The following is a 23,855-nucleotide window of genomic DNA, read 5'->3' as shown; positions in this document are numbered from 1 at the left end:
GCGGTCCGCGCAGGTCGAAATCGGGCGGGCGGCACGGGTGCTGCTGCGGCGGTACACCCGCGACCACGCGGACGAACTCCCCGCGCTCGTCGCCGGTCTGGCATCGGGGAGTGTCTGGCCGGACGCGGGAAACCGTCTGGTGTACGAACACTTCCGCCCGGCACTGATCGGTGCCACCCCCTCGGCCGCGTTGCGCGAGACGGTGGACCAAGTCGTCGAACGCGCGGTGCTGGCCGGGGCGCGCGACCGTTACTCCCGGTTCGCCCGCCACCGGTTCCGCACCCGCGTCGCCCGGATCCTGGGCGCGGAACTCGTTGCCCGGCGGGCCCGCCGCCTGGGTGAGCCCGCCGACCTGCTGGACGTCGTCGCCCACGCGGCCACCGAGCGCACCCTGGCTGCCGACCTCGCCGAGGTGTTCCTCTCCTGCCTGTTCGCCGTCGCCGGTTCGGTCGGTTTCCTGCTCGGCTGGTCGCTCTACCTCGTGGGCACGGCGGGCACCGGGCCGGCGCACCCCGCGTGGGTGGTGCGCGAAGCTCTGCGGCTCTGGCCGGTGGCGTGGCAGTTCGGCCGAATCCCCAGCCGGGAACACCGGCTCGCCGCGGTCGCCGCGAAGCCTGCCGACGAGGTCGTCGTCTGCAGCTACCTCGTGCACCGGGAGCCCGCGTACTGGAGCGAACCGGACGAGTTCCGGCCGGAGCGGTGGGCTTCGGGCACGGGGCAGGAGGCGTTCATCCCGTTCGGCTGGGGACCGCACGCCTGCACCGGCGCCGGTGTCGCGACACAGGTGACCGAGACGCTGGTCGGGCTGATCACCTCGGCCTACCGGATCGGCGTCGCCGCCCCATCGCCTCGGCCCCAGGTCTCGGCGGCGCTCGCGCCACCGCGGTTCCACCTGCGGCTGGATCCGGTTAACCGGCCCGAGGGGAGGTGAACCCCGTGTCGAAGATCTTCCGCGCCGCCCTGTCCGCGCTGAACATCCGCAGGTCCGACCGCCAGTATCGCTGGTACCTGTACCACCACATCTGACCGGCCGGCGAGGAGCGGGCCGCGTCCGGCCCGCTCCCCGCCCACAGCGACCCGGAGTACTGATGGACACGGATGTGCTGCGCGACCTGCGCGAGCCGAGCGCGGCCGCGGGCGGGGTGTTCTGGCAGACCGAGCGGCAGCTCATGGTGTTCGACGCCGATGCCGCCGCACAGGCCAACGCCGACAACTACGCCGACCTCACCCTGCCCGACCGCCTGCGTGACCTGGTGCTGCGCCGGCCGAGCACCCCGGTCTCCTGGAAGCGCGTGCGGTCGGCCTGGCTGGCGCAGCTGCGCACGCTCTCCGGCGAAGACGGCCTGGCGGCACTGGACGCCCGGATGGACTCGCTGCTGCGCGCGCGGATCGGAGTGTCGCTGAACCTGCCATGGCTCGCGCACGAGGTCAGTTTCCGTTCCCTGCTTCCGATCGTGCTCGACGGTCTCTCTCCGGCAGACCGCGCGAAGATCAGCGCGGACGCGATCGCGAAACTCGCCAGGCTGATGGGAGAGGCCGAGGAGGACCCGCCGTGGTGGCGGTCCTGGCGGCCGGTGTCGATCCAGGTCAAGGCCGGGCTGGTGGTCCGCCGCGAACTGCGCCGACGGGCCCGCGACGCCGGCGCGGCGCGGGCGGACCTCACGCAGCCGATCGCCACCCGCCTGCTCGGCGAGCTCGGCATGGACCGGGCTGTCGACGCCGTCACCGCCGTGCTGACCGCCATCGCCGGTCCGCCCGGCGCGGCCGCGGGCTGCGTGATGTACGAACTGGTCACCCGGCCGGACTGGGCGGACCGCCTCGCCGCCGAGTTCGCCTCGGTGAGCACCGCCGAGCTGTACCGCTCCGGTACCCGGTGCGCGCCGGTGGCCCACCGCTTCGTGAAGGAAGTGCTGCGCCGCTGGACCTCCCCGACGATGCTGACCCGCAGTGTCCGCACCCCGATCCGGGTCGCGGGGCACGACCTCGCGGTCGGCCGGCAATTCGTGCTCAGTCCCGCTATGGTGCACCAGGACCCGAGACACTGGCGGGACCCGGACGTGTTCGATCCCGACCGGTGGCTGTCCGGCGCACCCCACGGCCGGCACTACGTGCCGTTCGGTTGGGCGCCGACCGCCTGCGTAGGCGCCGGGCTCGGCTTGTGCCAGCTGGTGCTGCTGTGCCGCCTGTTGTGTACCACCTTCCGGATCGAACTGCCGGAGGCGGCCACGCCGACGATGGCGATCGGCCCGGTCCCGCTGCCACGCGGCTTCGACGGCCGGCTGTCCGTCCGGGACCGGCGGTCAACTGCGCGCAACGGCTGAGGGGTGTCCGCAGCGCGCGATCCACGCACGATCCTGCGAACCGGTGTGGAGAGGTAGGGAGCGAGGAGCCAGGTGCTGCGGGTCATGACGTTGGTGACGGGGGCGAGGGCCTGGGACGAAGTACGGGTCTTTCGGCGGCAGGGATGAGAAGTGCGACCAACTCGCCCCGCCGAACAGAAAGACCCGTCCATGCGTCACCGTAATGCCCCGCTGTCCCTCGAGGGTCGCCGCCGGCTCGTCGCGTCGAAGGATTCCGATGCGGGACGGCGGACATTTCCGCAATCGGGAACGAACCGGTTCGGCTGTTCGGCCCAATTCCGAATTTTCTCCCAACCCGGCCGCGCGGCGGTGGTTTGCTGTGGGGCGATTGCGAAGGAGGGGTGGGCGATGGGTGGTCCCGTGCCGGGCAGCGGTGCCGACGCGATCGTGGGCATCGACCGGCTCGTCGCGAAGGCGAAAGCGCAGCGCTACCGCGCGATGCAGGCCGCGGTCGCCCGGGTCTCGGTGACCGAGACCGCCGGGGACGGCCTGGTGACCGCCACGGTGGATGCCGCGGGCAACCTCACCGGTCTGCGGCTCACCGACCGGGTACGGGAGCTCTCCGGCGCGCAGGTCGCCGCGGCCGTGCTGCGCACCGTGCGGCCGGCCCGGTCCCGCCTGCCGGACCGGTTCGGCGAGGTCATGGCCGAGACGATCGGCGACGACGAGCGGACGCGGGAAACCATCGCGGGCAATTACCGCGCGAAGTTCCCGGAACCGGAGCCCGAGCCGGGAACGTCCCAGGCGCAGCAGGAAAGTGTGCGGCGGCCGCCCGCCGGCGGCCCGGACGACGACGACTTGGGCGGGTCGTTCATGGTGCGTGACTGAACTCCTGGGGGATGAGATGGGCAAAGATGGTTCCGGCGGGTACGAGGTCCGGACCGACGAACTGGGGACGCACGCGGAGGCGGTGCGGGCCGTCGCGGAGACGCTCGGCGAGGCGCTGTCCGCCGCCGAGCAGGTGACGATGGGCGTCCAGGCGTACGGCATGATCTGCGGGCCGCTGTTCGTGCCCATGGTCCTCGCTGTCAGCGCGCCGGGCCTGGTGACGCTGGGCCTGGCGCAGCGCGCGGTCGGTTCGGTGGCAGACGCGGTCACCAGGGCCGCCGGTGCCTACGAAGCCACCGATCAGGCGCACGCGAAGCTCCTCACCGAACTGGGCGGGCAGCTGGGATGAGCAACCCGCTGCTGGCGCAGAAGCAGGACTCGACCACCTGGCACAGCGGCGTCAACGTGCTCGACGACGCCGCGGGCGTGTACGACGGGGTTTCGTCGGGCAGCTGGATCGAAGGCGGAATAGCCGCGCTGGGCACCGGGCTCGACCTGCTCACGATGGCGATGAACCCGGTCGGCACTCTCATCTCCTACGGCCTGAACTGGCTCATCGAGCACGTCAAGCCGTTGCAGGACGCGCTGAACCTGCTCGCGGGCGACGCCGACCAGATCGCGGCGTATTCCGGGACGTGGCGCAACATCGCCACCGCGGTCCGCAAGGCCGCCGGGGATCTGGCGGCCACGGCGGCGAAGGACACGGCGAACTGGGCCGGCCAGGCCGCCGACACCTACCGCGCCGCGCTGCGGAACAAGATCGACCACCTCGGCGCGGCCGCCACCTGCGCCGAGACGATCGGCACCGTCGTGCAGATCGTCGGCGTGCTCACCGGTGCCGTCCGCGCGATGGTACGCGACATGGTCACCCAGGCGGTTGGCGACTTCATCCAGGACGCCCTCGAAGAGGTCTGCTCGCTCGGGCTCGGCACGCCGGTCGTCGTGGCGCAGGTCGTCGAGCAGGTTTCGGCGTGGCTGGAGAAGATCGGCGCGCTCATCAAGAAGCTCGTCAACTCCGTCGAAAAGCTCCGGCCGATGATGAGCAAGCTCGAGGAGATCTTCGGCTCGATCAAGAAGGTCATGGCCGAGCTGCACGGCCGCCCGGGCGAGTCCGGCCCGCACGCGCCCGAGGAAGGCGCTACCCACGCCTCGTCCGCCGGACACGTTCCCGGCGACGGGGAAACGCACGCCTCGTCCACCGGTGACGGCCACGGCGGCGATCCCGGCGCGAACGACGGCCAGGGCCTCTACAGCCGCGTGCCGGAAGGGGAGAAGCCGAAACCCTGGCCGCCGGAACGCCGCGACCCGCGCCTGGACTACTGGGACGGGCCGGGGGAGAGCGGCGCGCTGAAGGTCAGCCCGGAGAACCTCAAGGTGATCCAGGAGAAGTACGGCATCGAGATCCAGCCCGGTGCCCGGGTGGGTATCAACAAGGGGCTGCGCGGGGCCTACGGGGAGACCGTGCCGACGCCGCGCGGCGCGCGCATCGACATCGCGCCGCAGGCGTTCGTGAACGAGGAGCAGCTGGCGCGCACGCTGTACCACGAGAATGTCCACGCGGGGCAGCTCGCAGGGAACGGCGGCCGTTATCCTGCTGCTGCGGGCCACGCCGCCTGGGAGGACGCGGCGCACGAGGCCGACCAGCAGTGGTGGGACGACCACCCGCTCAACCGGGAGCAGGCGAACTGATGGCGACGATCCAGCACGCGTCCTACGACGACTGGCAGCGCATCTACGGCGACGTCTACGAAGCGCTTCCCGAACCGCCCGCGCGAAGCTGCCCCAACTGCGGGCACCACGCGCTGCGGCTGGAGTTCGTCGCGTCCGAACGCGACCGGATGGGCTACGCGATGTTCTGGTGCGACTTCTGCCTGTTCGGCATCTGGGTCTCCCGCACGTGGGTGCCGACGGGGGTGCCGTTCCACCCGTACGGCCTGTCGGAGGAGGAGCTGCGCGCGATCGTTCCCGAATACACCGTGGTCTACCCGCCCGCGGACGAAGACCCGGAGGACTTCGAAGAGGTCGAGTTCTGACGGCTCCGCCGCGCAGCCCGGGCCGCCGCGAGGTGGTCGCGACGCGGTCGAAAACGATCGTCGTGTCCGTCGGCTGCCGGCTCGCGCCCGAGCACCGGTTCCCTGGAGCCGTCGAAGACACCTACGCGGCGCTGCGGTGGGTCGCGCAGAACGCGGTCACCTTCGGCGCCGATCCGGAACGCCTCGCCCTGTTCGGAGAGCGCGCGGGAGGCAGCCTCGCCGCCATCACCGCGCAGGAGCTGGGGCCGCCGCTGCACGCGCTGGTCGAAAGGCCCTTGCCGCAACGGTTCTCGGCTCCGCGCCGCCGTCGCGGCCCGGCCGTGGCGCCGGCCCCGCCCTGAGCCGTCCCACCGGACGCCTGCCCGGCACGCGTGGCGTACCGGGCCGGCCTCTTCGGTGCGCATGGGCCCGCCGCCGCGGTCAGTCCTCGGCCAGCTCCGCGAAGAACTCGCTGATGTCCCGGCCCAGGCTTTCCGGTGCCTCGACGGCCGGGAAGTGCCCGCCGCGGGGCATCACCGTGTACCGCCGCAGGGCGAAGTAGCTCTCCACCCACTTGCGCGGAACGGCCGCGGGCTCCTTCGGGTAGGCGGCGACCGCGGTCGGCACCTCGATCACCGGCAGCCGGTCGTGGCACGGCACCCACGGCGCGCGGAAGCTTTCGGCGTACAGCCGGGCCGCGCTGCCCATCGAGTTGGTGAACCAGTACAGCGAAAGCGTGGTGAGCACCCGGTCGCGGGGGTAGACGGTCTCGAAGTCACCCTCGTGGTCGGTCCAGTCGTGCAGCTTCTCCACGAGCCACGCGGCGGTCGCCGCCGGTGAGTCACCCAGGTAGGCCACCGTCTGGGGGCGGGTCAGGTGCATCAGGAAGTAGGCGTTGCCGGTCTGCGCCCAAGCCGCGTTGGCCGTCTGCCGCACCTGCTCGTCCGGCGCCCAGAGCTCCTGCGGCACCGGTGCGCCGTCCAGCGGGTAGGGCATCGTGCTGTGGAAACCGGCGACGGCCTCGGGCCGGGTGTGCACCAGGTGCTGGCCGACGATGGCGCCCCAGTCCGAGCCGTAGACGCCGTAGCGCTCGAAACCCAGCACCTCGGTCATCAGGTGGTGGCACATCTCGGCGATCTCGGCGAAGCCGATGCCCGGCCGTGCCAGCGGCGTCGAGAACCCGTAGCCGGGCAGGTCCGGCAGGATCACCTCGTGCCCGGCGAGGTGCGGCAGGACCTCCGCGAAGTCCCAGAACGTCCACGGCCAGCCGCCGATCAGCAGTAGCGGGACACCGTCCCCGCCCGGGGCGCGCAGGTAGTGCACCGGCTGCCCGTCGATTTCCACGCGGTAGTGCTCGTGGACGTTCATCGCCGCTTCGTGCGCGCGCCAGTCGTAGTCGTCGCGCCAGGCCGTGAGCAGCTCGGCGAGGTACTCCTGGTTGGTGCCGTAGGCCCAGGTGTCGTTGCCGAGGTCGCCCGGCAGGCGGGTTTGCGACAGCCGGCGGTGGAGGTCTTCGATCGCCTCGTCCGGTACGGCTATGCGGAACGGTTCCGGTGTGGCCACGTCTTCACCTTTCGCTTTCTTCTCGGGACGGCCGGCTCGCCGGAGTGGCGGGCGAGGGAGCGGAGGCCGCTTTGCGTGCGCCGCGCAGCACGCGCAGCGCGAACGACGGCCGCATCAGCGCCGTGGGCGGGTCGACCAGCCCGGCGACGCGCACGAACGCGGCGGTGACCGCGGGATCGGCCGAGGCGGCGGCGTGCAGCTTCGCGGTGAAGGCGTTGCTGATCCGCGACTTCACCGTCCGGCGCCCTTCGGCGCCGGGGAAGCCGAGGTCCCCGCCGGCGGCGATCTCCCACGGTGCGTCCAGCACGCGCGAGATGTCGCGGAAGTAGCCGCGGGCCGAGATCGGCTCGCCGGTGCGCAGGTGCCGGCGCAGCGTCAGCGCCTGCAACGCCGCCACGGTGATCCCCTGGCCGTACACGGGGTTGAAGCTGCAGACGGCGTCGCCGAGCACGATGAAGGACTCCGGGAACCGCTCCAGGCGTTCGTACCGCCGCCGGATGCTGGCCGGGTAGCGGAACGCGGTCGGCTCCTCGAGGAACTGCGCGTCGCGGATGGCCTCGTAGATGTCCGGCACCGGCAGCGACCGCGCGTATGCCACGAAGCCTTCGGGGTCGGTCGGCGGGTGATCGCCCAGCACCCCGGTCAGCGAGACGATGCACCGGTGGTCCGACAGCTTCGTGAGGAAGCCGCCCCGCGGGTGCGCGGGAGTGGCCACGGGGTTGACCGAGACGTCTTCGCCGAACGGGTCGTGCGTCAGCGCGAACCGGCAGGAGGTGTAGGTCAGCCCGATCTTGACCCGCTCTTCGGCGACCTGCGGGTACCCGAGGGCGGTGAGCCAGGACGGCGTCCGGCTGCCCTTCCCGGTGGCGTCGACCACGAGGCCGGCGTGCAGGGGCTCGGCCACCGTGGCCGCGCCGCGCCGCTGCACCCGTGCGCCGGTGACGCGCGTCCCGCCTTCGTCGGTGACGAGACCGACGATGTCGTGCTCTTCCAGGAACCGCACGTTCGGCAGCTTCGCCACCCGGCGCCGGACGTGGTATTCGATTACCGGCCGGTAGCCGCCCACGACGAGCAGCCCGCTTTCCGCGGGACTCAGCCGCCGCCCGTTGAAGTACCAGCGCAACTGACTGCCCAGGTCCCCGGCTTCGACGCCCGCGGCCGTCATCTCCGCGGTGAGCCCTGGGAACAGCTCTTCGAGCACCTGCTGGCCGCGGGCGAGCAGGCCGTGCGTGTGCCTGCCCTGGGGCACACCGCGCCGGGCGCTGTCCGTATCGGACAGACGGTCCCGGTCGACCACGGTCACGTCGGTGCCGGATTCGGCCAGCACCTTCGCGGCCAGCAGGCCGGCCATGCTCCCGCCCAGCACGACCGCGGTGTGGCCGGCTCCTTCGCTCATGTCCTCATCTCCTCGAATTCGCGGGCCCGACGGGAGCCGGCCGGTCAGTTCCGACGGCCGAGCGCGCCGTACATCCGGCGGTTGGTGTCGCCGGAGCGGTGCCACAGACCGGTGGGGACCAGGCCGGGTGACTCCAGTTCGAAGCCCGTGAACAGCTTCTCGATCTCGCCGAAGGAGCGGAACACCATCGGGGACGTCGCGTTCCGGTAGATGGCCTCCATCTTGGCGCGTTCTTCGTCCGGCGCCTCGTCGGCGTTGAGGTGCGACAGCGCCAGGTAGGAGCCGGGCACCATCCGGTCGCGGAACGCGCGCAGGATGCCGTCCGGGTCGTCGTCGTCGGTGATGAAGTGGAAGACCGCGACGCACAGCAGCGCGACCGGCTCGTCGAAGTCGATCAGCCCGGTGAGGCCCGGGTGCTCCAGGATGGACGCGGGGTCGCGCAGATCGGCGGTGAGGAGGCTCGTGATCCGCTTCTCCTCGTCGCTCAGCAGGGTGGCGCCCTGCGTGGCGACCACCGGGTCGTTGTCGACGTAGACCACCCGCGCGTCCGGCACCGACCGGCGCGCGACCTGGTGGGTGTTCTCCTGGCTGGGCAGGCCCGCGCCGATGTCGATGTACTGCCGGATCCCGTGCTCGGCCGCGAGGTGCTGCACGACCCGCCCGAGGAAGTTCCGGTTCTCCCAGACCACGTCCTTGGTCAGCAGCTCGCCGACCTGGCCGATGACCGCGTCGCCGGCGGCGCGGTCGACGGCGAAGTTGTTGTCGCCGTGCAGGAAGTAGTCGTACATCCGGGCCGGCGAGGGCTTCTCCGCCGGGTTCGCTTCGTCGATCGCCATGACGTGTCCTTGGTCTCGGTGGGCTCAGCCCGCGATGGGACTCCGGCGCGGCTGGTGAGCAGGCTTGTTCCGCGGAGCACCCGGCCGCGGGGCAGGGAGATCCGCCGGCGGTTCCGGTCCGGCTCGTCGTGGGTGCCGAACGGCGTGGGAGCGTGAACACACCCCGGCGAGCCGGTGCCGACGATGACGTGGTCGTACGTGTCAGACATGGGGAAGGGGTCCGCCGGCCGCGGTGGTCAGCCGGGTGGGCTTCTCCGGGCGCGGCAGGACATAGCCCTTTTTCGCGGTGCGTTCCAGCCACCACTGGGCGATCGCCAGGTTGATGAACGTGCCGATCCAGCTGGCCGTCTCGAGCACCAGCCCGAAGCTGTGCTGGATCACCTCGGGGAAGAAGATCAGCAGGCCGATGATCAGGATCCGGCCCCAGATGATCTGGGCGCACAACGCGTAGCTGTAGATCATGAAGCGGCGGTGCTTGGCGAACTGGCGCCTGCGCACCGCGCGCAGGGCCACGAACGTGAAGATCAGCCAGAGCCCGCCTTCCATCGCGTCGCCGACCGGGCCGCCGGCGAACGGGGTGATGAGCAGGGCCAGCACCCCGCCGGGCACCACGCCGGCGTAGATGTAGACCCGGCCCGAGACGCGGTGCAGCTTGGGGTGCTTGCGGATGATCCACGGCGACAGCTGCAGCACGACGGAGGTGAAGGCGATCGTCCCGCAGGCGATGTGCAGCACCAGCGCCGGGTAGTGCCACCAGATGTCCTGGCGCAGGTTCGCGATCCGGGCCTTGCTCGGGTCGAGGCCGAGGTAGGGCGGCAACGCGTAGCTGAAGAACACCAGTGACAGAAGGGCAGGCGGGAAAATGCCCAGCCGACGCCACCAGGGCTTCCGGATTTCGGTGGTCGCAGCCGGGTTCGGCTCGCCACCCGGCGGTGCGTCGAGACGGTCCAGTTGATCGGTCACGGTGAGCCTCTTCTCTTCTGGCAGCGTGCGAGCCGGTGCCGGCCCGTTCCCGGGGCGCGCGCCGGTATGAGGCCGGGTGAGCGATTCCGTGGCCCGGCCGGGTGAACGACGGCTGCGCCCGGTGGACGTCCGCACTCCGGGCACGACTTCTCCATGATGGATCCGCCGCCGCGGGGGACCTTCTCCCAGGATGCGAAGTCCAAGGAGAAGAAATTCACCAAACTGCGAGACCAGCTGAACGCCGAGCGGCGGGAACTGCCGATGGTGCGGCCGGCGAAGAACTACACCTTCACCGGCGCGGACGGGGAGAAGTCGCTGCTCGAGCTCTTCGACGGCCGGAGGCAGCTGATCGGGTACCACTTCATGCTGACGCCGGGGGATCCCCACCGGTGCACCGGGCGCTGCCTGGCGGCGGACGGCTTCGGGAGGCTCGAGTCGAGCGCCGGTTCGGGCACGCTTTCCGCGTCCGGAACCCGCCGGGCCGGTCCCGCCTTCTTGGCCGGGCGGAAGAGGGCGAGCGCACCAGGCCGGACTGCTCGTCCGGTTGCTCAGCAGGCCCGTGGACGCCAGTGCCCTTCCGCCGGCCGGGGATCGGGTACACCTCCCCGGCCGGGCGGATCAGCTGTAGGCGCGTGCCTGGAGGGAGTAGAGATCCGCGTACAGACCGCCCGACTTCGTCAGCGTCGCGTGGTCGCCGATCTCCGCGACCCGGCCGTTCTGGATCACGACGATCACGTCCGCGTGGCGGACCGTCGAGAAGCGGTGTGAGACGAACACGCTGATCGCCCCGGTTTCCGCGCCGAGCCGGCGCCCTTCCGCCGCGTACCGCTCGAACAGCGCGTGCTCTGCCTCCGGATCCAGGGCCGACGTCGGCTCGTCGAGCACGAACAGGAGCGGATCCTGCCGCATCATCGACCGGCCGAGCGCCAGCTTCTGCCACTGTCCGCCGGACAGTTCCGTGCCGTCGGCGAAACTCGTGCCGAGCTGGGTGTCCAGTCCGTCCGGCAGCTCGCGGAGCACCCCGGTCGCGTCGGCCCGGTCGATGGCCGCCCGGACGGCGAGGTCCGAGGACACCCGCGGCAGGTCGCCGACGCCGACCGCGGTCCGGGCGGAGAACTCGTACCGCACGAAGTCCTGGAAAGCGGCGGTGATCCGGCTGCGCCACTCCGTGATGGACAGCCGGCGCAGGTCTGTGCCGTCGACCAGGACCCGGCCGGCGGACGGGCGGTAGAACCCGCAGAGCAGCTTGACGAGCGTGCTCTTGCCCGCGCCGTTCTCGCCGACCACGGCGACCGTCGCGCCGGCGGGCAGGGTGAGCTGCAGGTTTTCGAGCACCGGCGTGTCGGTGCCCGGGTAGGTGAACGCGACGTCCTCGAAACTGATCCCGGCGTTCAGCCGGCCGGGCGGGGGGAGTTCCGCGGAATCGGTGCCGGTGTGCGCCTCGGTCACGGCGTCGCGCAGCTCGTCCAGGCGCCGGTAGGCCCCTGCCGACCGCTGCAGGGTCTGCAGCAGGGTGACGGCGAGCGTCACCTGCTGGCTGACCTGGACGGCGAGCGTGAGCACGAGCACCACGTCGCCGACACTGCGGCGGCCGGCGATGGCGTCGCGGAGCACGAGCAGCACCGCGCCGACGTAAGCGACCGCGAAGACGACCTGGCCCGCCGCCCGGATCCCGGTGGCCACGAGGTGGGCCCGGCGCAGCCCCCGGGTCGCGGTGTCCCACAGCTGCTCGTGCCTACCGAGGACCTCCCGTCCCAGGCGGAAGACGCGCAGTTCGCCGGCCGCGCGGGCCGACGTGCTGAGCCGGAAGAGGTTCAGCGCCACCCGGGTCGGCTCGGCGGTCTCCGTCTTCGACCGGTCGAGCACCTGCTCGGCTCGCTTGCCTGCCACCAGCGGCGGGATCGCGGCCAGCGGGAGCAGGAGCAGGAGGGGGTTCGTCGTGGCCAGGAGGACCCCGGTGACGACGACGGCGAGGACGAGCCCGACGCTCAGCAGCAGTGCCTCGAGGCTCGCCCGCAGCTGACGGCTTTCCTGCTGCAGAACGGTGATCGTGTCGGCGCGGGCGGCCTGTTCGTGGTGCTCGATCCCGGGTGAGCCGTTGGACAGGACGATGAGCTGCTCGTCGAAGTCCAGCTCGGCCAGCTCCGACAGTTCGAAGTACGCGATGTGGGCGAAGTGGGCGAAGGTGAACGCCGCCAGGGCGAGGACCGCGACGACGACGCCGGCGAAGGCGGCCGCCTCGTACCGGCCGCCGACGACGGCGTCGGCCATCCGGCCCAGCGCCAACGCGACCAGCGGCGCCGCCACGGCACCGGCCACCATCAGAGCCACCGAAACGATGGTCTTCCGCCGGTCGATCCGCCACGCCGTGGCGATCAGCTTCCACGAACCGGCCAGCACTTCCCTCATGCCGGCACCTCCTCGATGTCGGCGGTGTCCACGAACTGGTCGGCCTGGAGCCGGAACAGGTGCGCGTACCGGCCGTTCGCAGCCAGCAGCTCTTCGTGGCTGCCCTGCTCGGTCACCTTGCCGTGCTCCAGCACCACGATCCGGTCGGCGTGCCGGACGGTCGAGAACCGGTGGGAGATCAGCAGGGTCGTCGCGCCGTGGGTGAGATCGGCGAACTCGTCGAAGAACCCGGCCTCCGCCCGTACGTCCAAGCTCGCGGTCGGCTCGTCGAGCACGATGACCGGAGAGCCGTGACGCAGCGCGAAGAGCGCCCGGGCCAGTGCGACGCGCTGCCACTGTCCACCGGAGAGTTCCGCGCCGCCGGTGAGCTGGCGGGCCAGCGGGGTGTCCAGGCCACGGGGGAGGGCCTCGAGGAACTCGCCGAGCCCGACGGCGTCGGCGGCGGCGCGGATCCCGGCCCGGTCGTCGAGGAAGTCCCGGGACCCGAAGCCGATGTTGTCCGCGACCGAGGACTCGTACCGCAGGAAGTCCTGGAAGATGACGGCGAGCTTGGCCCGCCACTCGTCGACCTGGTAGGACCGGATGTCGACGCCGTCGACGCGCACGGCACCGCTTTCCGGTTCGTAGAGCCGCGCCAGCAGTTTCACCAGCGTGGTCTTGCCGGCCCCGTTGACCCCGACGAGGGCGGTGCAGCGCCCCACCGGGATCGTCAGGTCGAGACCGTCGAACACCGGGCGTTCCCGCCCGGGGTAGCGGAACACCACGTTGTCGAAGTGGATGACCGATGCCGGCGTCGGGACGGGGCCCGGCTTCGCGCCCGGGCGGCCGGGGAGCAGCGCGGCGGGGTTCTCCTCGAGGTAGCTGTCCATCCGCGAGCGGTACCGGCGCACCGCGTCGTACCCGATCATCCCGATCGCGGTCTGCGGATCGGCTTCGGGGTAGAACTCGCCCAGCCGCAGCCCGCTCAGCACCACCTGCATGACGACCACGAACCCGGTCAGCGTCAGTGCCTCCGGCGCGGTCGCGCCGATCACCGCGAACGTCGTGCCGATGACCGCGAGGGCGCACCCGGTGAAGAACACGAAGGGCCACAGGTAGACCTTCCGCCTCTTCGTCCACAGTGGACGAATCACGGTGAGGAACGCCTCGCGAACCGCGTCGCGGAGCCAGTCCACCAGCCCGAAGACGCGGATCTCCTTGCCCGCGGCCGGTTCGATGGCCAGCCGGCGCAGGTAGTCGCTCTTGCGCTCGTCGCGGGCGAGCGCGATCCGCACTTCGGCGTACTTGCGCAGCCCGCCGCGCTGCCCGTACCGGAACAGCATGACGACCACGACGAGCCCGGCCGCCGCGAGCCAGGAGAACACCACACCGACGACGACGGCGTAACCCGCGAGCTGGGTGTACCGGGCGACCAGCGCGAGGAGTCCGGCGCCGGCCTGCCCCGGGCTCAGCGGCCCGAACTCGAGGTCGCGTGCCGCCGTGGCGAGGTCGTCGAGGACGTCCTGGTCCTCGAGCGGGGCCACTCCGGGACTGCGCAGTGACGTGGCCATCAGGTCGCGGAAGACCCGGCCGTCGATCCGCCGGGCGACGAACTCGCCCAGGGAGTTCTGGATCGGCGCGATGATCTGCTGGGCCACGAAGGCGGCCGCGGCCGCGGCGAACACGGTCGCCAGCTCGGTCCAGGCCGCCGAACCGGGGCCGCCCGCGACGGCGGCGGGGACCCGCCCCAGTACGACGCTGGTCATCAGGACGAAGACGACCGGCAGCGCGCCGAGGACGAGGTTCACCACCAGTAGCAGGGGAACGAGCGGGCCGCCCGAGCGCACCAGCAGCCGCACGATGTGCCACCGGGCCAGCACCAGCTCGACCAGGCGGTTGCGGGATGACGATTCCTTCACGACACTCCCTCCGGAGGTGTCACGGCCGGTCCCCGAGAACCGACTCGTCGAACAACGGCGCCCGCCTGCCGATGCGGCGGGCTTCGGCGAGCAGGTCGGCACCCCAGCGGGTCCACAACCCGGCGAGCCGGGAGGTGAGCAGCACGCGGTCCACCGACCCGTCGTCGAGCGGGGTCCGCAGGCCGATGGCGTGGTGACCGCGGTGCGTGCCGTCCGCCAGGGCCCGGTCGAGCACGGCCCGGTCGAACTCGAAGAGCACGGCCGTGGCCAGCTCGTCCGGGATGTCGTCGCCGGCACCGAAGACGGCCACCTGCTCGTCGGGCCCGAGCCGGCCGGCGAGGTCGCGCAGCTCGGCCCCGGCACCGGGTTCGGCGATGCCGTCGCGGAGATCGCACAGGTGCCGGTAGTCGTCGTCCCAGGTCCACAGCTCCAGCTTGTGCACCAGCGTCCGGCCGATCTCGACGACGGGTTCCCGGTACCGGTCGAGGAACAGGTCCATGTTGTGCTGGAAGCTCTGCCAGTTGCCCTCGATGTCACGCTCGTGAGGCCACTCGATGTGCCACGCGTCGCGCAGGAACCGGAAGGGCAGGCCACGCTTGAAGATCCGGAAGGCGAACTCGAGGTCCTCGACGCCCCAGCCGTGGTACAGCTCGTCGAAGCCGCCGATCCCCCAGAAGTCGGCCACGCGCATGGAGCAGTTGCTGGTCCAGAAGAACGACCACGGCACCGCCCGGCGGTTCAGGTCGAAGCCGCACTGCGCGAGCGCGTCGTGCCGAACGTCCCGGAACGCGGGTTCGTCGCGGAGGGCCAGAATCACCTGCTCGGGCGTTGCGGACTCGAGCATGTCGGCGAGCCCGGGCATCGGGTCTTCGGGGTTGTAGCCGTAGGCGTAGCCGACGACCGCGCACGGCTCGTCGTCGTGCGCGGCCAGGTGGTGTTCGAGGAAACCGGGCCCGATCATCGCCCCGGTGTCGATGAAGACCAGGATCGGCGCGGCCGCCAGCTTGGCGCCGGCGTTGCGCGCGACCCCCGCGCGGAAGCCCAGGTCTTCCTGGAAGTGGTATTTGAGGTGGAGCTGTCCCGCGAAGGATTCGACGGTTTCCGCCGTGGCGTCGGACGAGCCGTCGTCGCAGACGATGACCTCGAACTCGTCGCGGGGCAGCCGCTGCGCGGCGAGCTGGCCGAGCAGCTTCGCCAGCAGCCCGCAGCGGTTGTAGGTCGGGATGACCACGGAGAGCCGGGGCGGCGCCGCGGGTCTCCCGCCGTGCGCGGCGCTCATCCGGCCAGCTCCTGCCCGGCGCGGTACTCGGCACAGGTCGGCAGGCCCCGGGCGATCGCGACCTCGTTGAAGTCGAAGAACATCACCGGCGGGTCCTCGGCGAGCATCCGGATCAGCGGCGTGTCGTACTTGGCTGCCATGTACCGCTGGTTGACCATGGCGTCGCGCATGTTCTCTTCGAAGCTCTTGTGGTGCGGCGCGTGGATCGCGGCCGCGTCACGGGCGAGGACGATCCGGGCGCCGTCGCGGTGCAGCCGGTAGGCGAGGTCGACGTCCTCCGAGCCCCAGCTGCGGAACGCCTCGTCGAACATGCCGACCGCGCGCAGCTGGGCGGTGCGCGCCGAAGCGTTGCACGTCCAGTAGGCCAGCCAGGGCGCGGGCAGGTCGCCGAAGTCGTCGGTGTGCCGGCGGTAGAACTCCTCCCGCACGTCGAGCCAGCGCCGCTCGCGCCGGAGCTTGTCGATCGTCGCGGACGGGTTGTCGAAGTCGACTTCGGCGTTGATCAGCTCGGCGTCTTCGTTGTCGATGTTGAAGCAGTAGACGTACCCGCACACCGCGACGGGGTTCTCACCGGCGTGGGCTTCGACGTGCGCCCGGAGAGCACCGGAGTGCAGCAGCACCCCGGAATCGACGAACACGCAGACGTCGCCGTTGGCGTGGGTGATGCCGACATTGCGGGCCTTGGCCACGCGCCAGCCCAGGTCCTCCTGGAAGAAGTACCGGATGTTGATGCGGTCTTCGTACTGCGGAACGAGTTCCGCGGTCGAGTCACTGGACCCGTCGTCGACGACGAGCACTTCGAACTCGTCTTCCCGGAGGTCCTGCCGGGTCAGCGAATCGAGGGTGTGCCGGAGCAGTTCCACCCGGTTGTACGTGGGAACGACGACGCTGCACTTCACTTTGCCACCCATCTCGTCTCCTCGCCCACCGCTTCGATGGCTGGTTGACACGCCGGGGCGGCACCCTGGCAGGGAAGTCGCACGCACCGACGTTACGAGCAGCTTGGAGGCCCCCGCCGGACCGCCGCATCTTTCGCCGTGCTTTTCTCGCGCGCCCGGCGCCGGCTCCGCGGTGTCCGTTGTAGACTCCGGGGCCGGTGCGCCGGGCGCCGGTGCCCGAGCACCCGGCCGCAGGGAAACGACCACGAGGAGGTCGGATGACCGCCCGGCTGCCCACTGCCGAACGGATGACCGGCGAAGGCACGGTGCTGGACTGGGCCGCCGTCCGTGACGGCTTGACCCAGGCGAAGTCGTTCTGGCTGGCGACGGTGCGGCCGGACGGCCTGCCCCACCTCCGGCCGCTGCTCTGCGCCTGGCTCGACGACGCGCTGCACGTCTGCTCGAACCCGTCGGCCCGCAAGGCGAAGAACGTGGACGGCGGCTCGGCCGCTGCCATCGGCACCTCCTGTCCCCGATTCGACGTCGTCGTCGAGGGGCCGGCCGAGCGGGTGACGGACGTTGCCGCGCTCCGGCGGATCGCCGATGCCTTCCGGGACAAGTACGGCTGGCCGGTGGTGGAACGCGACGGAGCGCTCGACGCCGAGTACGCCGCACCGACAGCCGGGGCACCGCCGTTCGCCGCCTACACCGTCACGCCGGTCACCGCGTTCGTCTTTCCGACGACCGAAGGCCCCGCGCCGACCCGGTGGCGTTTCGGCTGACTCCGGCACGGACCCGGCATCCTCGAAGGTGTCTGCGCGGCGAGCCGGGCAGACAGTGGACTGATCACCCGTCTGCTGAGCGCTGGAGGAGAACATGGCGAGACCGAAGACTTCCTGGGGTGACGCGGCTGCGATGCTCGCGGAGGCCGGCGTCGAAGCCGTTACGGCCTTCTACGGCAGGTTCACGGGTGACGACGAGCGCGCCGCGCTCACCGTGCCCATGCGCCTGCAGGACGCGGTGACCCGAAAGGACGCGGACGCGTTCGCCGACGTCTTCGCCGAAAACGGCAGTCTCGTCCAATACGACGACGAGCTCAAGAACCGGGAAGAAATCCGGGCCTACATGAAGGCCGCCTTCGCCGGTCCGTTCAAGGACAACGACGTCGCCGGACGATCGCTGCGGCTCAGCTTCCTCACCGACGACGTCGCTCTGCTGACCGAAGAGGCGGGCGTTCTCCTGCCGGGCGAGCAGAAAGCCGCACCGGAGCGCCTGTTCTACGCCACCTGGGTGATCCATCGCGTCGCACCGGGCCGGCTGGAACTCCTTTCGTTCCACCAGAGCCCGATCCACAGCTGACGCGGGCCGGCCGGCTTCCGGGAGCACGACCGAAGTTGCCGGTATCCGGCCGCTCCGAAGTCCTCTTCGTGCCTACGCTCCCGAAGGCGGCGAAACTTCTTTCGCTGCCGGCCCGGCTCGCGCCGGTGACGGATGCCCTTTCCCCGCGGAAGAACACCCCCGCAGTACCCGCATCGGCGCTGCGTCGTCCGCTCCGGGGAGCCGGGTCACGGGGCAGCGCTTTCGCCGGTGACCGGGCGGGACATGTAGACGGCACCCGGTCCGTAGCCGGCGGGCAGCGCCACCTCGGGATGCGCGTGGAACCCCTGTGCCGACCAGAATCCGGTGGCGCCGTCGACGGCGACCAGGGAGATCCGCGTGTAGCGGAGGGACTGGGCGGCCTCGGTCACGTGCCGCAGCATCCGCGCTCCCCAGCCACGCCCCCGCAGTTCGGCGCTGACAACGATGTCGTGCAGGTGCAGGTTCGCCGAGTGGAAGGCGGTGGTCTCGGGCAGGCCGGGATCGGGGACGCGGTACGGCGGGTAGGGCAGGGCGAGCACGTAGCCGCCCAGCCGTTCGCCCCGGTCCAGCACGAAGGAGGTTTCCTTGGCCCAGCGGGATTCCAGGACGGCACGGCTCTCCGACAACCCCCGCGGTGCGTACTCCGCCGCTTCCAGTTCGGCGATGGTGGTCCAGTCGCCCGCGTCGATCGGCCGGATCTTCTCCGTGCGCACGGCCAAGACCGGCAGGGGCCGGAACCCGTTGAACCCCACAGTGGTGTAGCCGATGGCGTAGGCACCGGTGGAGTGGATCCACACCGGATCGCCGGAGGCCAGGTCCGCGGGCACCACGACGGGGCCGCCGCCGAAGCTGTCGTCGCTGTCGCAGGTCGGGCCCGCGACCATGGCGGGCACCTCGGCCCCGCCGGCCTGCCCGGGGAACGTCAGGCGGTAGCGCACCTGATCGGTCTCGTAGAGGCCGTTGAACTTGCCGCAGCTGAGGTAGAGCCACCGCCGGCCGCGGGAGGTGAGCCGGGCGACGTGCGCGCGGATCGTCCCGTGGTCGGCGACGAGGTGCCGCCCCGGTTCGACCAGGAAGCGCAGCCGGCCGCCCGCTTCGCGCAGCCGGCCCATGCCTTCCCTGATGGCGGTGAAGATCTCTCCGGTCGGCGGCACCAGCGGGACACCGTCCTTGCTGAGGTAGCCGTGCGCGGGGAGCCCGCCGCCGAGGTTCACGTGGCCCAGCTGGATGCCCTGTGCCGCCAGCGAGGTCACGAGGGCGACCAGGGTGTCCAGCGCCTGCCGCCACGCCGAGGCCGTCATCTGCTGCGAGCCGACGTGGATCGACAGCCCGGCCGGGACCAGCCCGAGGCGCCGTGCTTCGGTCAGCACGCCGACGGCGTCGTCGCTGCCGCACTTGCCGGTCAGGGGCCACAGCGCGCCGTCGCCGGTCGTGGTGACCCGGCAGAACACGTGAGCGCCGGGGGCGTGCCGGGCGATCGCCCGCACGTCCTGGACGCAGTCGGTCGCGAAGGTGGTGATGCCGAGCGAGTGCGCGGCGGCGATGTCGGCGTCGGACTTCACGGTGTTGCCGTAGTGGACGTCGTCCGGAAGCGCCCCGTTGCGCAGCGTCAGCTCGATCTCGCCGGGACTCGCCGCGTCGAAGCCCGCGCCCACCCTGGCGAGGCAGGCGAGCACCGCAGGGTGCGGGCACGCCTTCACGGCGAAGCGAACCGAAACGTCCGGCAGTTCGTCGAGCAGCGCGTGGTATTGCCGCTCGATGCCGGTCAGGTCGTAGACGAGCTGGTCGTGCGTGGCTCTGGTCAGTGCGGCCCGCACGTGGGCGGGTTCAGACATCGGTGGCACGGGCGGCCTCGATCAGTGCTGCCCACGCGTCGATCAGCACCGCATAGTCGTCGATGTCACGGCGGCTCTCCTCGAGCAGCCTGTCGCGGTGGTCCCGGATGTGGCCGGCGACGCCGGTGAACCTGCCGCCCAGCCCCCGGTACGCCCGCTCCAGCTGGTCGATCCGCGTCTCGTCGCGTCCCTGCCAGGTGCTCTCCCGCACGATCGCGGCGATCTCGGCCGGGTCGTCGGAGTCCATCCGCTGGTAGATGAAGTGGAAGTAGTACATCGACAGCACGAACTTGGCGAACCGCACCTGGTAGGCGAGGAAACCCGCGTCGGTCTTCCGTTCCGCCGTGTGGAAGTTGACGATGTGGCGGTTGTGTACGACGGCGGGCAGCCGGGCCTTGTTCGCGACGTGGATGAGGAAGTAGTCGCTGCCGATGGTGTCCGTGGCGGGCGGCAGCGGCAGCCGTTCGTGCAGTCCGTGGAAGCTGATGTTGTGCATGTCCACCCGCATCGGGTCGACGACGTCGAGCACGGACCGGTCGCCGTCGAAGGCCGCCCACCCGGTGAACGACTCCTCGACCAGTTCCCGTTTTTCCTCCTCGGTGGCACCCGGAGCGGCCCAGAGGCTCACCAGGTCGTGGTAGGCCGGGTGAGCACGCACCTCGTGGAGGTCGACGGACATCTCGCCGACGAACGAAGCCCCCACCAGCGCCACCGTCCGGTCCCGCAGCGCGGGGTCCAGCCGGTCCTCCACCGTCACGGCTCGGTGCGCGGGCTTGCCGATCGACAGCAGCTCGGCGTGGATCGGGAACACCGTCCGGCCCTCGAATGTCTGGTAGTGGAGGTCCGAGTCACGGCGGTGCACGGAATCGCACCCCAGCGCGGCCGCGATCAGGAACGCCCGGTTCGTGCACGCGCCGTACGAAAGCGCGGCCGGGAGGAGGAGATCCAGGACGAAATCCGGTTTGGTGACGCCGGACCGGCTGATCACGCGGCGCAGGAAATCCCGCTGCGCTTCCTCGTCGAGGTGCCGGACGTTCCGCGCCGTGCCGAGCACGCGGGCGTGTGCCTCGAAGTGGGCCGAGGAGTCCAGCACCAGCAGGTGAACCTCGACGGAGGGAAAGGTCGCCTCGGCGTAGGCCGCCTCCGCGACGACCTCCGCGAGGGTGGCGGTGCACTCGCGGTTCGTCGGCACGGTCAGGCAGATGCGTTGCATGGCCATCTCTTTCCTGAGGGTAACTCCGCGTGACCCGGTCCGGGCCGGGCCGGTCCGGCAGCGACTGTCCGCGGTGGGTGAACCGGTGACGAACACTTCTCCGCGCTACGTTGCTGGTTCACCATCGATCGTAGGCAGTGATCAAGGTGCCCGGCTCTTCATTGGTGCGGCGGACGGTCTCGCGCGTGTGGTCTCGGTCACCATCGCGACGGTCCACTGAGGACGATCGGAAAGGCCGCCGGAGCCTCGTCGTTCGCTCCGGCTGCGCCCGGGAACGGCGTTCGCGGCGCTCACCGGCTCGGCGTCGCCTGTGCGGGCAAAACCTACTTCTGCCGTGCTTGCGCCGCACCGGTTCGCCGAAGCATCGAGCGAGCGCGCCCACCTGGATCGGGACCGCCGGCGTGCCGGCGTCGTGCGCGTCCGCCGTGCGGCGTGACCCCGCCGGCGATCGAGGAGGCGACACCCCCGTCGGCCTGGGCCTGATCGCACTGGCGATCGCCCGCGCGACGGATGCGCCTGCTCGGCTGGGTGGTGCCGGTGCTCGGCGCTCTCGCCGTGGCTGCTGCGCCACGCGGGGGAGACGCCGCCCTCGGCGGCCGCCCTGGCCGGGAACGTGGTGGCCGGTGCGGTGGTCGTGGTCGCGCTGGTGCGGGGCGACTGACGAACTTCTCGCGGCGGGAGGAGCCACGGCCGTCGGACCGGGCACCAGATCCGCGATCATTTGCGCATCCGGGGAGAAGAGCCGACCGCCTACTGATTCGTACGGTCAGGGCGCACGCGAGTCGGATCGGCACAAGGAGCGCGGATGACTCTCGCAGAATCGATGCGGCCGGACTTGGACGCTCGGCCCGCGGATCCCCGCCGGTGGGCCGCGCTCGTCCTGCTCTGCACCGCCAACTTCATGGTGATCCTCGACGCCCAGAGCGTGGTCATGGGTGTTCCGCTCATGGCCGCGGATCTGGGGCTGTCGCCGGTCGAGGCGCAGTGGATCCTGTCCGGCAACCTGCTCACCTTCGGGGGGCTGCTCCTGCTGGGCGGCCGGATCGCCGACCTGATCGGGCGTCGCAGGGTGTTCATGCTCGGCACCGCGCTGTTCCTCGTCGTGTCCGTGCTCTCCGCGCTCGCCACGGCAGGTCCGGTGCTGCTGGTCGCGCGGGCGCTGCACGGCGTTTCGGCCGCGCTGATGGCTCCGACGGCACTGGCGATCCTCACCGACATGTTCCCGGAAGGCCGCGAACGGAACCGGGCCTTGGCCGGGTGGGCGGCCATCGCCGCGATCGGGGCCACGATCGGCCTGCTGCTCGGCGGGGCGCTGCTCGGCTGGTTCGGCTGGCCGTCGCTGTTCTTCGTCAACGTGCCGGTGGCGCTGCTCATGCTGGTGCTGAGCCCGGTGCTGCTGCGCGAAAGCCGGAGCGCCTCGGCGCACCGCACGCTCGGCGTCGCGGGCGCGGTTCTCAGCACCGCCGCGCTCGGGCTGCTCGTGTACGTGCTGGTCGAGGCGCCCGGACGCGGGTGGACCAGTTTCCCCGTCCTCGGCGTCGCGGCGGTCTTCGTGGTCCTGACCGCGGTCACGATCGCGGTCGACCGGCGGTCGGCGGCCCCGATGCTGCCCGCGCGGCTGTTCCGGTCGCCCACCGTGCTCGGTGGCAACGTGCTGACGATCCTGATCGCGATGCTCGTTTACGGCATGTCCGTCGTGCTCACGCAGTATTCCCTGGGCGTGCTGGGCTACACGCCGATCCGGTTCGGCCTCAGCCAGTCGGTGATGCCGATCGCCTGTGTCGTCGGCGCGTACGCCACGCAAAAGGCACTGGCGCGGCCCCTGCTGCGCCGCGTGTCCATCGCCGCCTTCGTGCTGCTCGCGACCGGCAGTGCCCTGCTGGTCCGCATCTCGCCCGACGCCGGGTACCTGACGACGGTGTTCCCGGGGCTGCTCCTGTTCGGCCTCGGACTCGGCAGCGCCTCGGTCACGCTGGCGGCGGCGGCCTTGACCGGCGTCACCCCGGCCGACGCGGGCATCGCGTCCGGGGTCAACGTGGCCGCGTTCCAGGTGGGCGGGGCGCTCGGGGTCGCCGTGGTCTCGACGATCATCGCGGCGATGCCGGCCTCGGCCGGCGCGCTCGCCGGGTTCCACGCGGGCTTGGCCGCCTGCGCCGGGTTCGGAGTGGCCGGTGCGGTGCTCGCCTTCGTGCTGTTGAGGCGGGCCGGCCGCGGGAACCTGACGGCGGTGGCGCGGCCGCACTGACGGATCAGTTCTTGATCAGCAGCCACTCACCGGCGCCGCCGCCCGGCCGGTACGGTCTGTCGGCCCGCTTCGCCTCAGCGCCCGATGATCGCGGTCGGCGAGATCGACCGGGCCTCCTGTTTCGGGTAGCCACAGCTGGATGCCGTGGCGGGTGCACCAGGCGTAGAGGGTGGCGAACTGGCTGCCGGTGAAGGCACGTTCGTACTCGCCGACCACGATCGCATCGATTGTCTTGTCTGATCCGGCAATCTCGGCCATGAGCCGCGCGGCGTGCGGTCGTTGTGTCCATGGGACGCGGCGTGAGGTGCCGGCGTCGAAGTACACGGCGACGATGCCGTTGGCCATGTCGCGCTGCCAGCCTTGTGACGACACGCGGTCTTGATCGGCGGGTGGTCGAGGTTCGGCCGTAGAAGGCGAACCGGAATCCGTCGCTGTGGTCGGGTGGGGGAGAAGTGTGGTTTGGCTTGCCCAGACGCAGGACATCTTCGACATCAACGTCTACGGCGTCATGCGGATGACCAAGGCGGTCTTGCCGCATATGCGGGGGCAGCGGCAGGGACGCATCATCAACGTCTCGTCCCTCAGCGGGTTCGTCCCCAGCCCGTTCATGACCCTCTATGTCTCGGTCAAGCACGCGGTCGAGGGCTACTCCCAGTCGCTGGACCACGAGGTCCGCGAGCACGGCGTCCGGATCCTGCTCGTCGAGCCCGGCTTGATCAACACCCCGTTCGCAGGCCACAGCGTCGAGGCCGACACCCCCATGCCGCTCTACGCGGCGGGA

At 71.1% G+C, this 23,855-nt stretch carries 22 protein-coding genes and 2 pseudogenes; 13 read left to right on the top strand and 11 right to left on the bottom strand.

Features of this window, described 5'->3' with window-relative positions:
• Positions 1-37 precede the first annotated feature (37 nt).
• The 8 genes from ISP_RS28340 (at position 38) to ISP_RS28310 (ending at position 5,562) form a co-directional block, all read left to right on the top strand.
• Positions 38-931, top strand: coding sequence for a cytochrome P450 (locus tag ISP_RS28340; protein ID WP_013227369.1), 894 nt, complete (start codon positions 38-40; stop codon positions 929-931).
• Positions 932-936: 5 nt separating this feature from the next.
• The gene (locus ISP_RS48495; RefSeq protein WP_461299700.1) at positions 937-1,026 is read left to right on the top strand and encodes a hyalucidin A family RiPP precursor; all 90 of its coding nucleotides are present in this window, start codon (positions 937-939) and stop codon (positions 1,024-1,026) included.
• Positions 1,027-1,088: 62 nt separating this feature from the next.
• Complete coding sequence (locus ISP_RS28335; RefSeq protein ID WP_013227368.1) at positions 1,089-2,321, top strand: cytochrome P450; 1,233 nt, start codon at positions 1,089-1,091, stop codon at positions 2,319-2,321.
• Between the two features lie 387 nt (positions 2,322-2,708).
• A complete protein-coding gene (locus tag ISP_RS28330) occupies positions 2,709-3,188 on the top strand; it encodes a YbaB/EbfC family nucleoid-associated protein (RefSeq protein WP_013227367.1) in 480 nt (159 codons plus the stop codon).
• 16 nt (positions 3,189-3,204) lie between these two features.
• Complete coding sequence (locus ISP_RS28325) at positions 3,205-3,537, top strand: type VII secretion target (protein ID WP_013227366.1); 333 nt, start codon at positions 3,205-3,207, stop codon at positions 3,535-3,537.
• Complete coding sequence (locus tag ISP_RS28320) at positions 3,534-4,877, top strand: hypothetical protein (RefSeq protein WP_013227365.1); 1,344 nt, start codon at positions 3,534-3,536, stop codon at positions 4,875-4,877. The genes ISP_RS28325 and ISP_RS28320 overlap by 4 nt, the downstream gene beginning before the upstream one ends.
• Positions 4,877-5,221, top strand: a complete 345-nt coding sequence (locus ISP_RS28315; protein ID WP_013227364.1) for a hypothetical protein — start codon at positions 4,877-4,879, stop codon at positions 5,219-5,221. Before ISP_RS28320 ends, ISP_RS28315 begins: the two co-directional genes overlap by 1 nt.
• A gap of 32 nt (positions 5,222-5,253) precedes the next feature.
• Complete coding sequence (locus tag ISP_RS28310) at positions 5,254-5,562, top strand: alpha/beta hydrolase fold domain-containing protein (RefSeq protein ID WP_013227363.1); 309 nt, start codon at positions 5,254-5,256, stop codon at positions 5,560-5,562.
• A gap of 79 nt (positions 5,563-5,641) precedes the next feature.
• On the opposite strand, the gene ISP_RS28305 is transcribed toward ISP_RS28310, so the two are convergent.
• The 4 genes from ISP_RS28305 to ISP_RS28290 all read right to left on the bottom strand — a co-directional run bounded on the left by ISP_RS28305 (position 5,642) and on the right by ISP_RS28290 (position 9,958).
• The gene (locus tag ISP_RS28305) at positions 5,642-6,763 is read right to left on the bottom strand and encodes an epoxide hydrolase family protein (protein ID WP_013227362.1); all 1,122 of its coding nucleotides are present in this window, start codon (positions 6,761-6,763) and stop codon (positions 5,642-5,644) included.
• A gap of 4 nt (positions 6,764-6,767) precedes the next feature.
• Positions 6,768-8,159 (bottom strand): FAD-dependent oxidoreductase, encoded by a 1,392-nt coding sequence (locus tag ISP_RS28300; protein WP_013227361.1) that lies wholly within the window; start codon positions 8,157-8,159, stop codon positions 6,768-6,770.
• Positions 8,160-8,203: 44 nt separating this feature from the next.
• Positions 8,204-8,995 (bottom strand): SAM-dependent methyltransferase, encoded by a 792-nt coding sequence (locus ISP_RS28295; protein ID WP_013227360.1) that lies wholly within the window; start codon positions 8,993-8,995, stop codon positions 8,204-8,206.
• 201 nt (positions 8,996-9,196) lie between these two features.
• The gene (locus ISP_RS28290; RefSeq protein WP_013227359.1) at positions 9,197-9,958 is read right to left on the bottom strand and encodes a DUF2306 domain-containing protein; all 762 of its coding nucleotides are present in this window, start codon (positions 9,956-9,958) and stop codon (positions 9,197-9,199) included.
• Positions 9,959-10,111: 153 nt separating this feature from the next.
• Here ISP_RS28290 and ISP_RS28285 point away from each other — a divergent pair.
• Positions 10,112-10,372, top strand: a pseudogene (locus ISP_RS28285) (DUF899 family protein); the annotation flags it as partial.
• 204 nt (positions 10,373-10,576) lie between these two features.
• On the opposite strand, the gene ISP_RS28280 reads toward ISP_RS28285, so the two are convergent.
• The 4 genes from ISP_RS28280 to ISP_RS28265 are packed head-to-tail and all read right to left on the bottom strand — an operon-like array spanning position 10,577 to position 16,455.
• Complete coding sequence (locus ISP_RS28280; protein ID WP_013227358.1) at positions 10,577-12,367, bottom strand: ABC transporter ATP-binding protein; 1,791 nt, start codon at positions 12,365-12,367, stop codon at positions 10,577-10,579.
• Positions 12,364-14,265 (bottom strand): ABC transporter ATP-binding protein, encoded by a 1,902-nt coding sequence (locus ISP_RS28275; RefSeq protein ID WP_013227357.1) that lies wholly within the window; start codon positions 14,263-14,265, stop codon positions 12,364-12,366. Before ISP_RS28275 ends, ISP_RS28280 begins: the two co-directional genes overlap by 4 nt.
• 19 nt (positions 14,266-14,284) lie before the next feature.
• Positions 14,285-15,544: a glycosyltransferase gene (locus ISP_RS28270; protein ID WP_013227356.1), complete on the bottom strand. Its 1,260-nt coding sequence runs from the start codon at positions 15,542-15,544 to the stop codon at positions 14,285-14,287.
• Complete coding sequence (locus ISP_RS28265) at positions 15,541-16,455, bottom strand: glycosyltransferase (protein ID WP_013227355.1); 915 nt, start codon at positions 16,453-16,455, stop codon at positions 15,541-15,543. Before ISP_RS28265 ends, ISP_RS28270 begins: the two co-directional genes overlap by 4 nt.
• Before the next feature lie 245 nt (positions 16,456-16,700).
• On the opposite strand from ISP_RS28265, the gene ISP_RS28260 reads away from it, so the two are divergent.
• Positions 16,701-17,204, top strand: coding sequence for a pyridoxamine 5'-phosphate oxidase family protein (locus ISP_RS28260; protein ID WP_013227354.1), 504 nt, complete (start codon positions 16,701-16,703; stop codon positions 17,202-17,204).
• Between the two features lie 94 nt (positions 17,205-17,298).
• The gene (locus ISP_RS28255) at positions 17,299-17,781 is read left to right on the top strand and encodes an SgcJ/EcaC family oxidoreductase (protein ID WP_013227353.1); all 483 of its coding nucleotides are present in this window, start codon (positions 17,299-17,301) and stop codon (positions 17,779-17,781) included.
• Between the two features lie 206 nt (positions 17,782-17,987).
• Here ISP_RS28255 and ISP_RS28250 read toward each other — a convergent pair whose 3' ends face one another.
• Positions 17,988-19,616, bottom strand: a complete 1,629-nt coding sequence (locus ISP_RS28250) for a GNAT family N-acetyltransferase (protein ID WP_034285251.1) — start codon at positions 19,614-19,616, stop codon at positions 17,988-17,990.
• Positions 19,609-20,829: a DUF6271 family protein gene (locus ISP_RS28245; RefSeq protein WP_230468401.1), complete on the bottom strand. Its 1,221-nt coding sequence runs from the start codon at positions 20,827-20,829 to the stop codon at positions 19,609-19,611. Before ISP_RS28245 ends, ISP_RS28250 begins: the two co-directional genes overlap by 8 nt.
• A gap of 805 nt (positions 20,830-21,634) precedes the next feature.
• On the opposite strand from ISP_RS28245, the gene ISP_RS28240 reads away from it, so the two are divergent.
• Entirely contained in the window at positions 21,635-23,074 is a 1,440-nt protein-coding gene (locus ISP_RS28240) for an MFS transporter (RefSeq protein WP_013227350.1), read from the top strand.
• A 15-nt stretch (positions 23,075-23,089) separates the two neighbouring features.
• Here ISP_RS28240 and ISP_RS28235 read toward each other — a convergent pair whose 3' ends face one another.
• Complete coding sequence (locus tag ISP_RS28235) at positions 23,090-23,419, bottom strand: hypothetical protein (protein WP_013227349.1); 330 nt, start codon at positions 23,417-23,419, stop codon at positions 23,090-23,092.
• Positions 23,420-23,507: 88 nt separating this feature from the next.
• On the opposite strand from ISP_RS28235, the pseudogene ISP_RS48310 reads away from it, so the two are divergent.
• Positions 23,508-23,804: pseudogene (locus ISP_RS48310) on the top strand (SDR family NAD(P)-dependent oxidoreductase); the annotation flags it as partial.
• Between the last annotated feature and the right edge of the window lie 51 nt (positions 23,805-23,855).

It is taken from the genome of Amycolatopsis mediterranei (assembly GCF_026017845.1).
GTDB classification, from domain to species: domain Bacteria; phylum Actinomycetota; class Actinomycetes; order Mycobacteriales; family Pseudonocardiaceae; genus Amycolatopsis; species Amycolatopsis mediterranei.
This window is presented reverse-complemented; position numbering and strand designations above follow the sequence as displayed.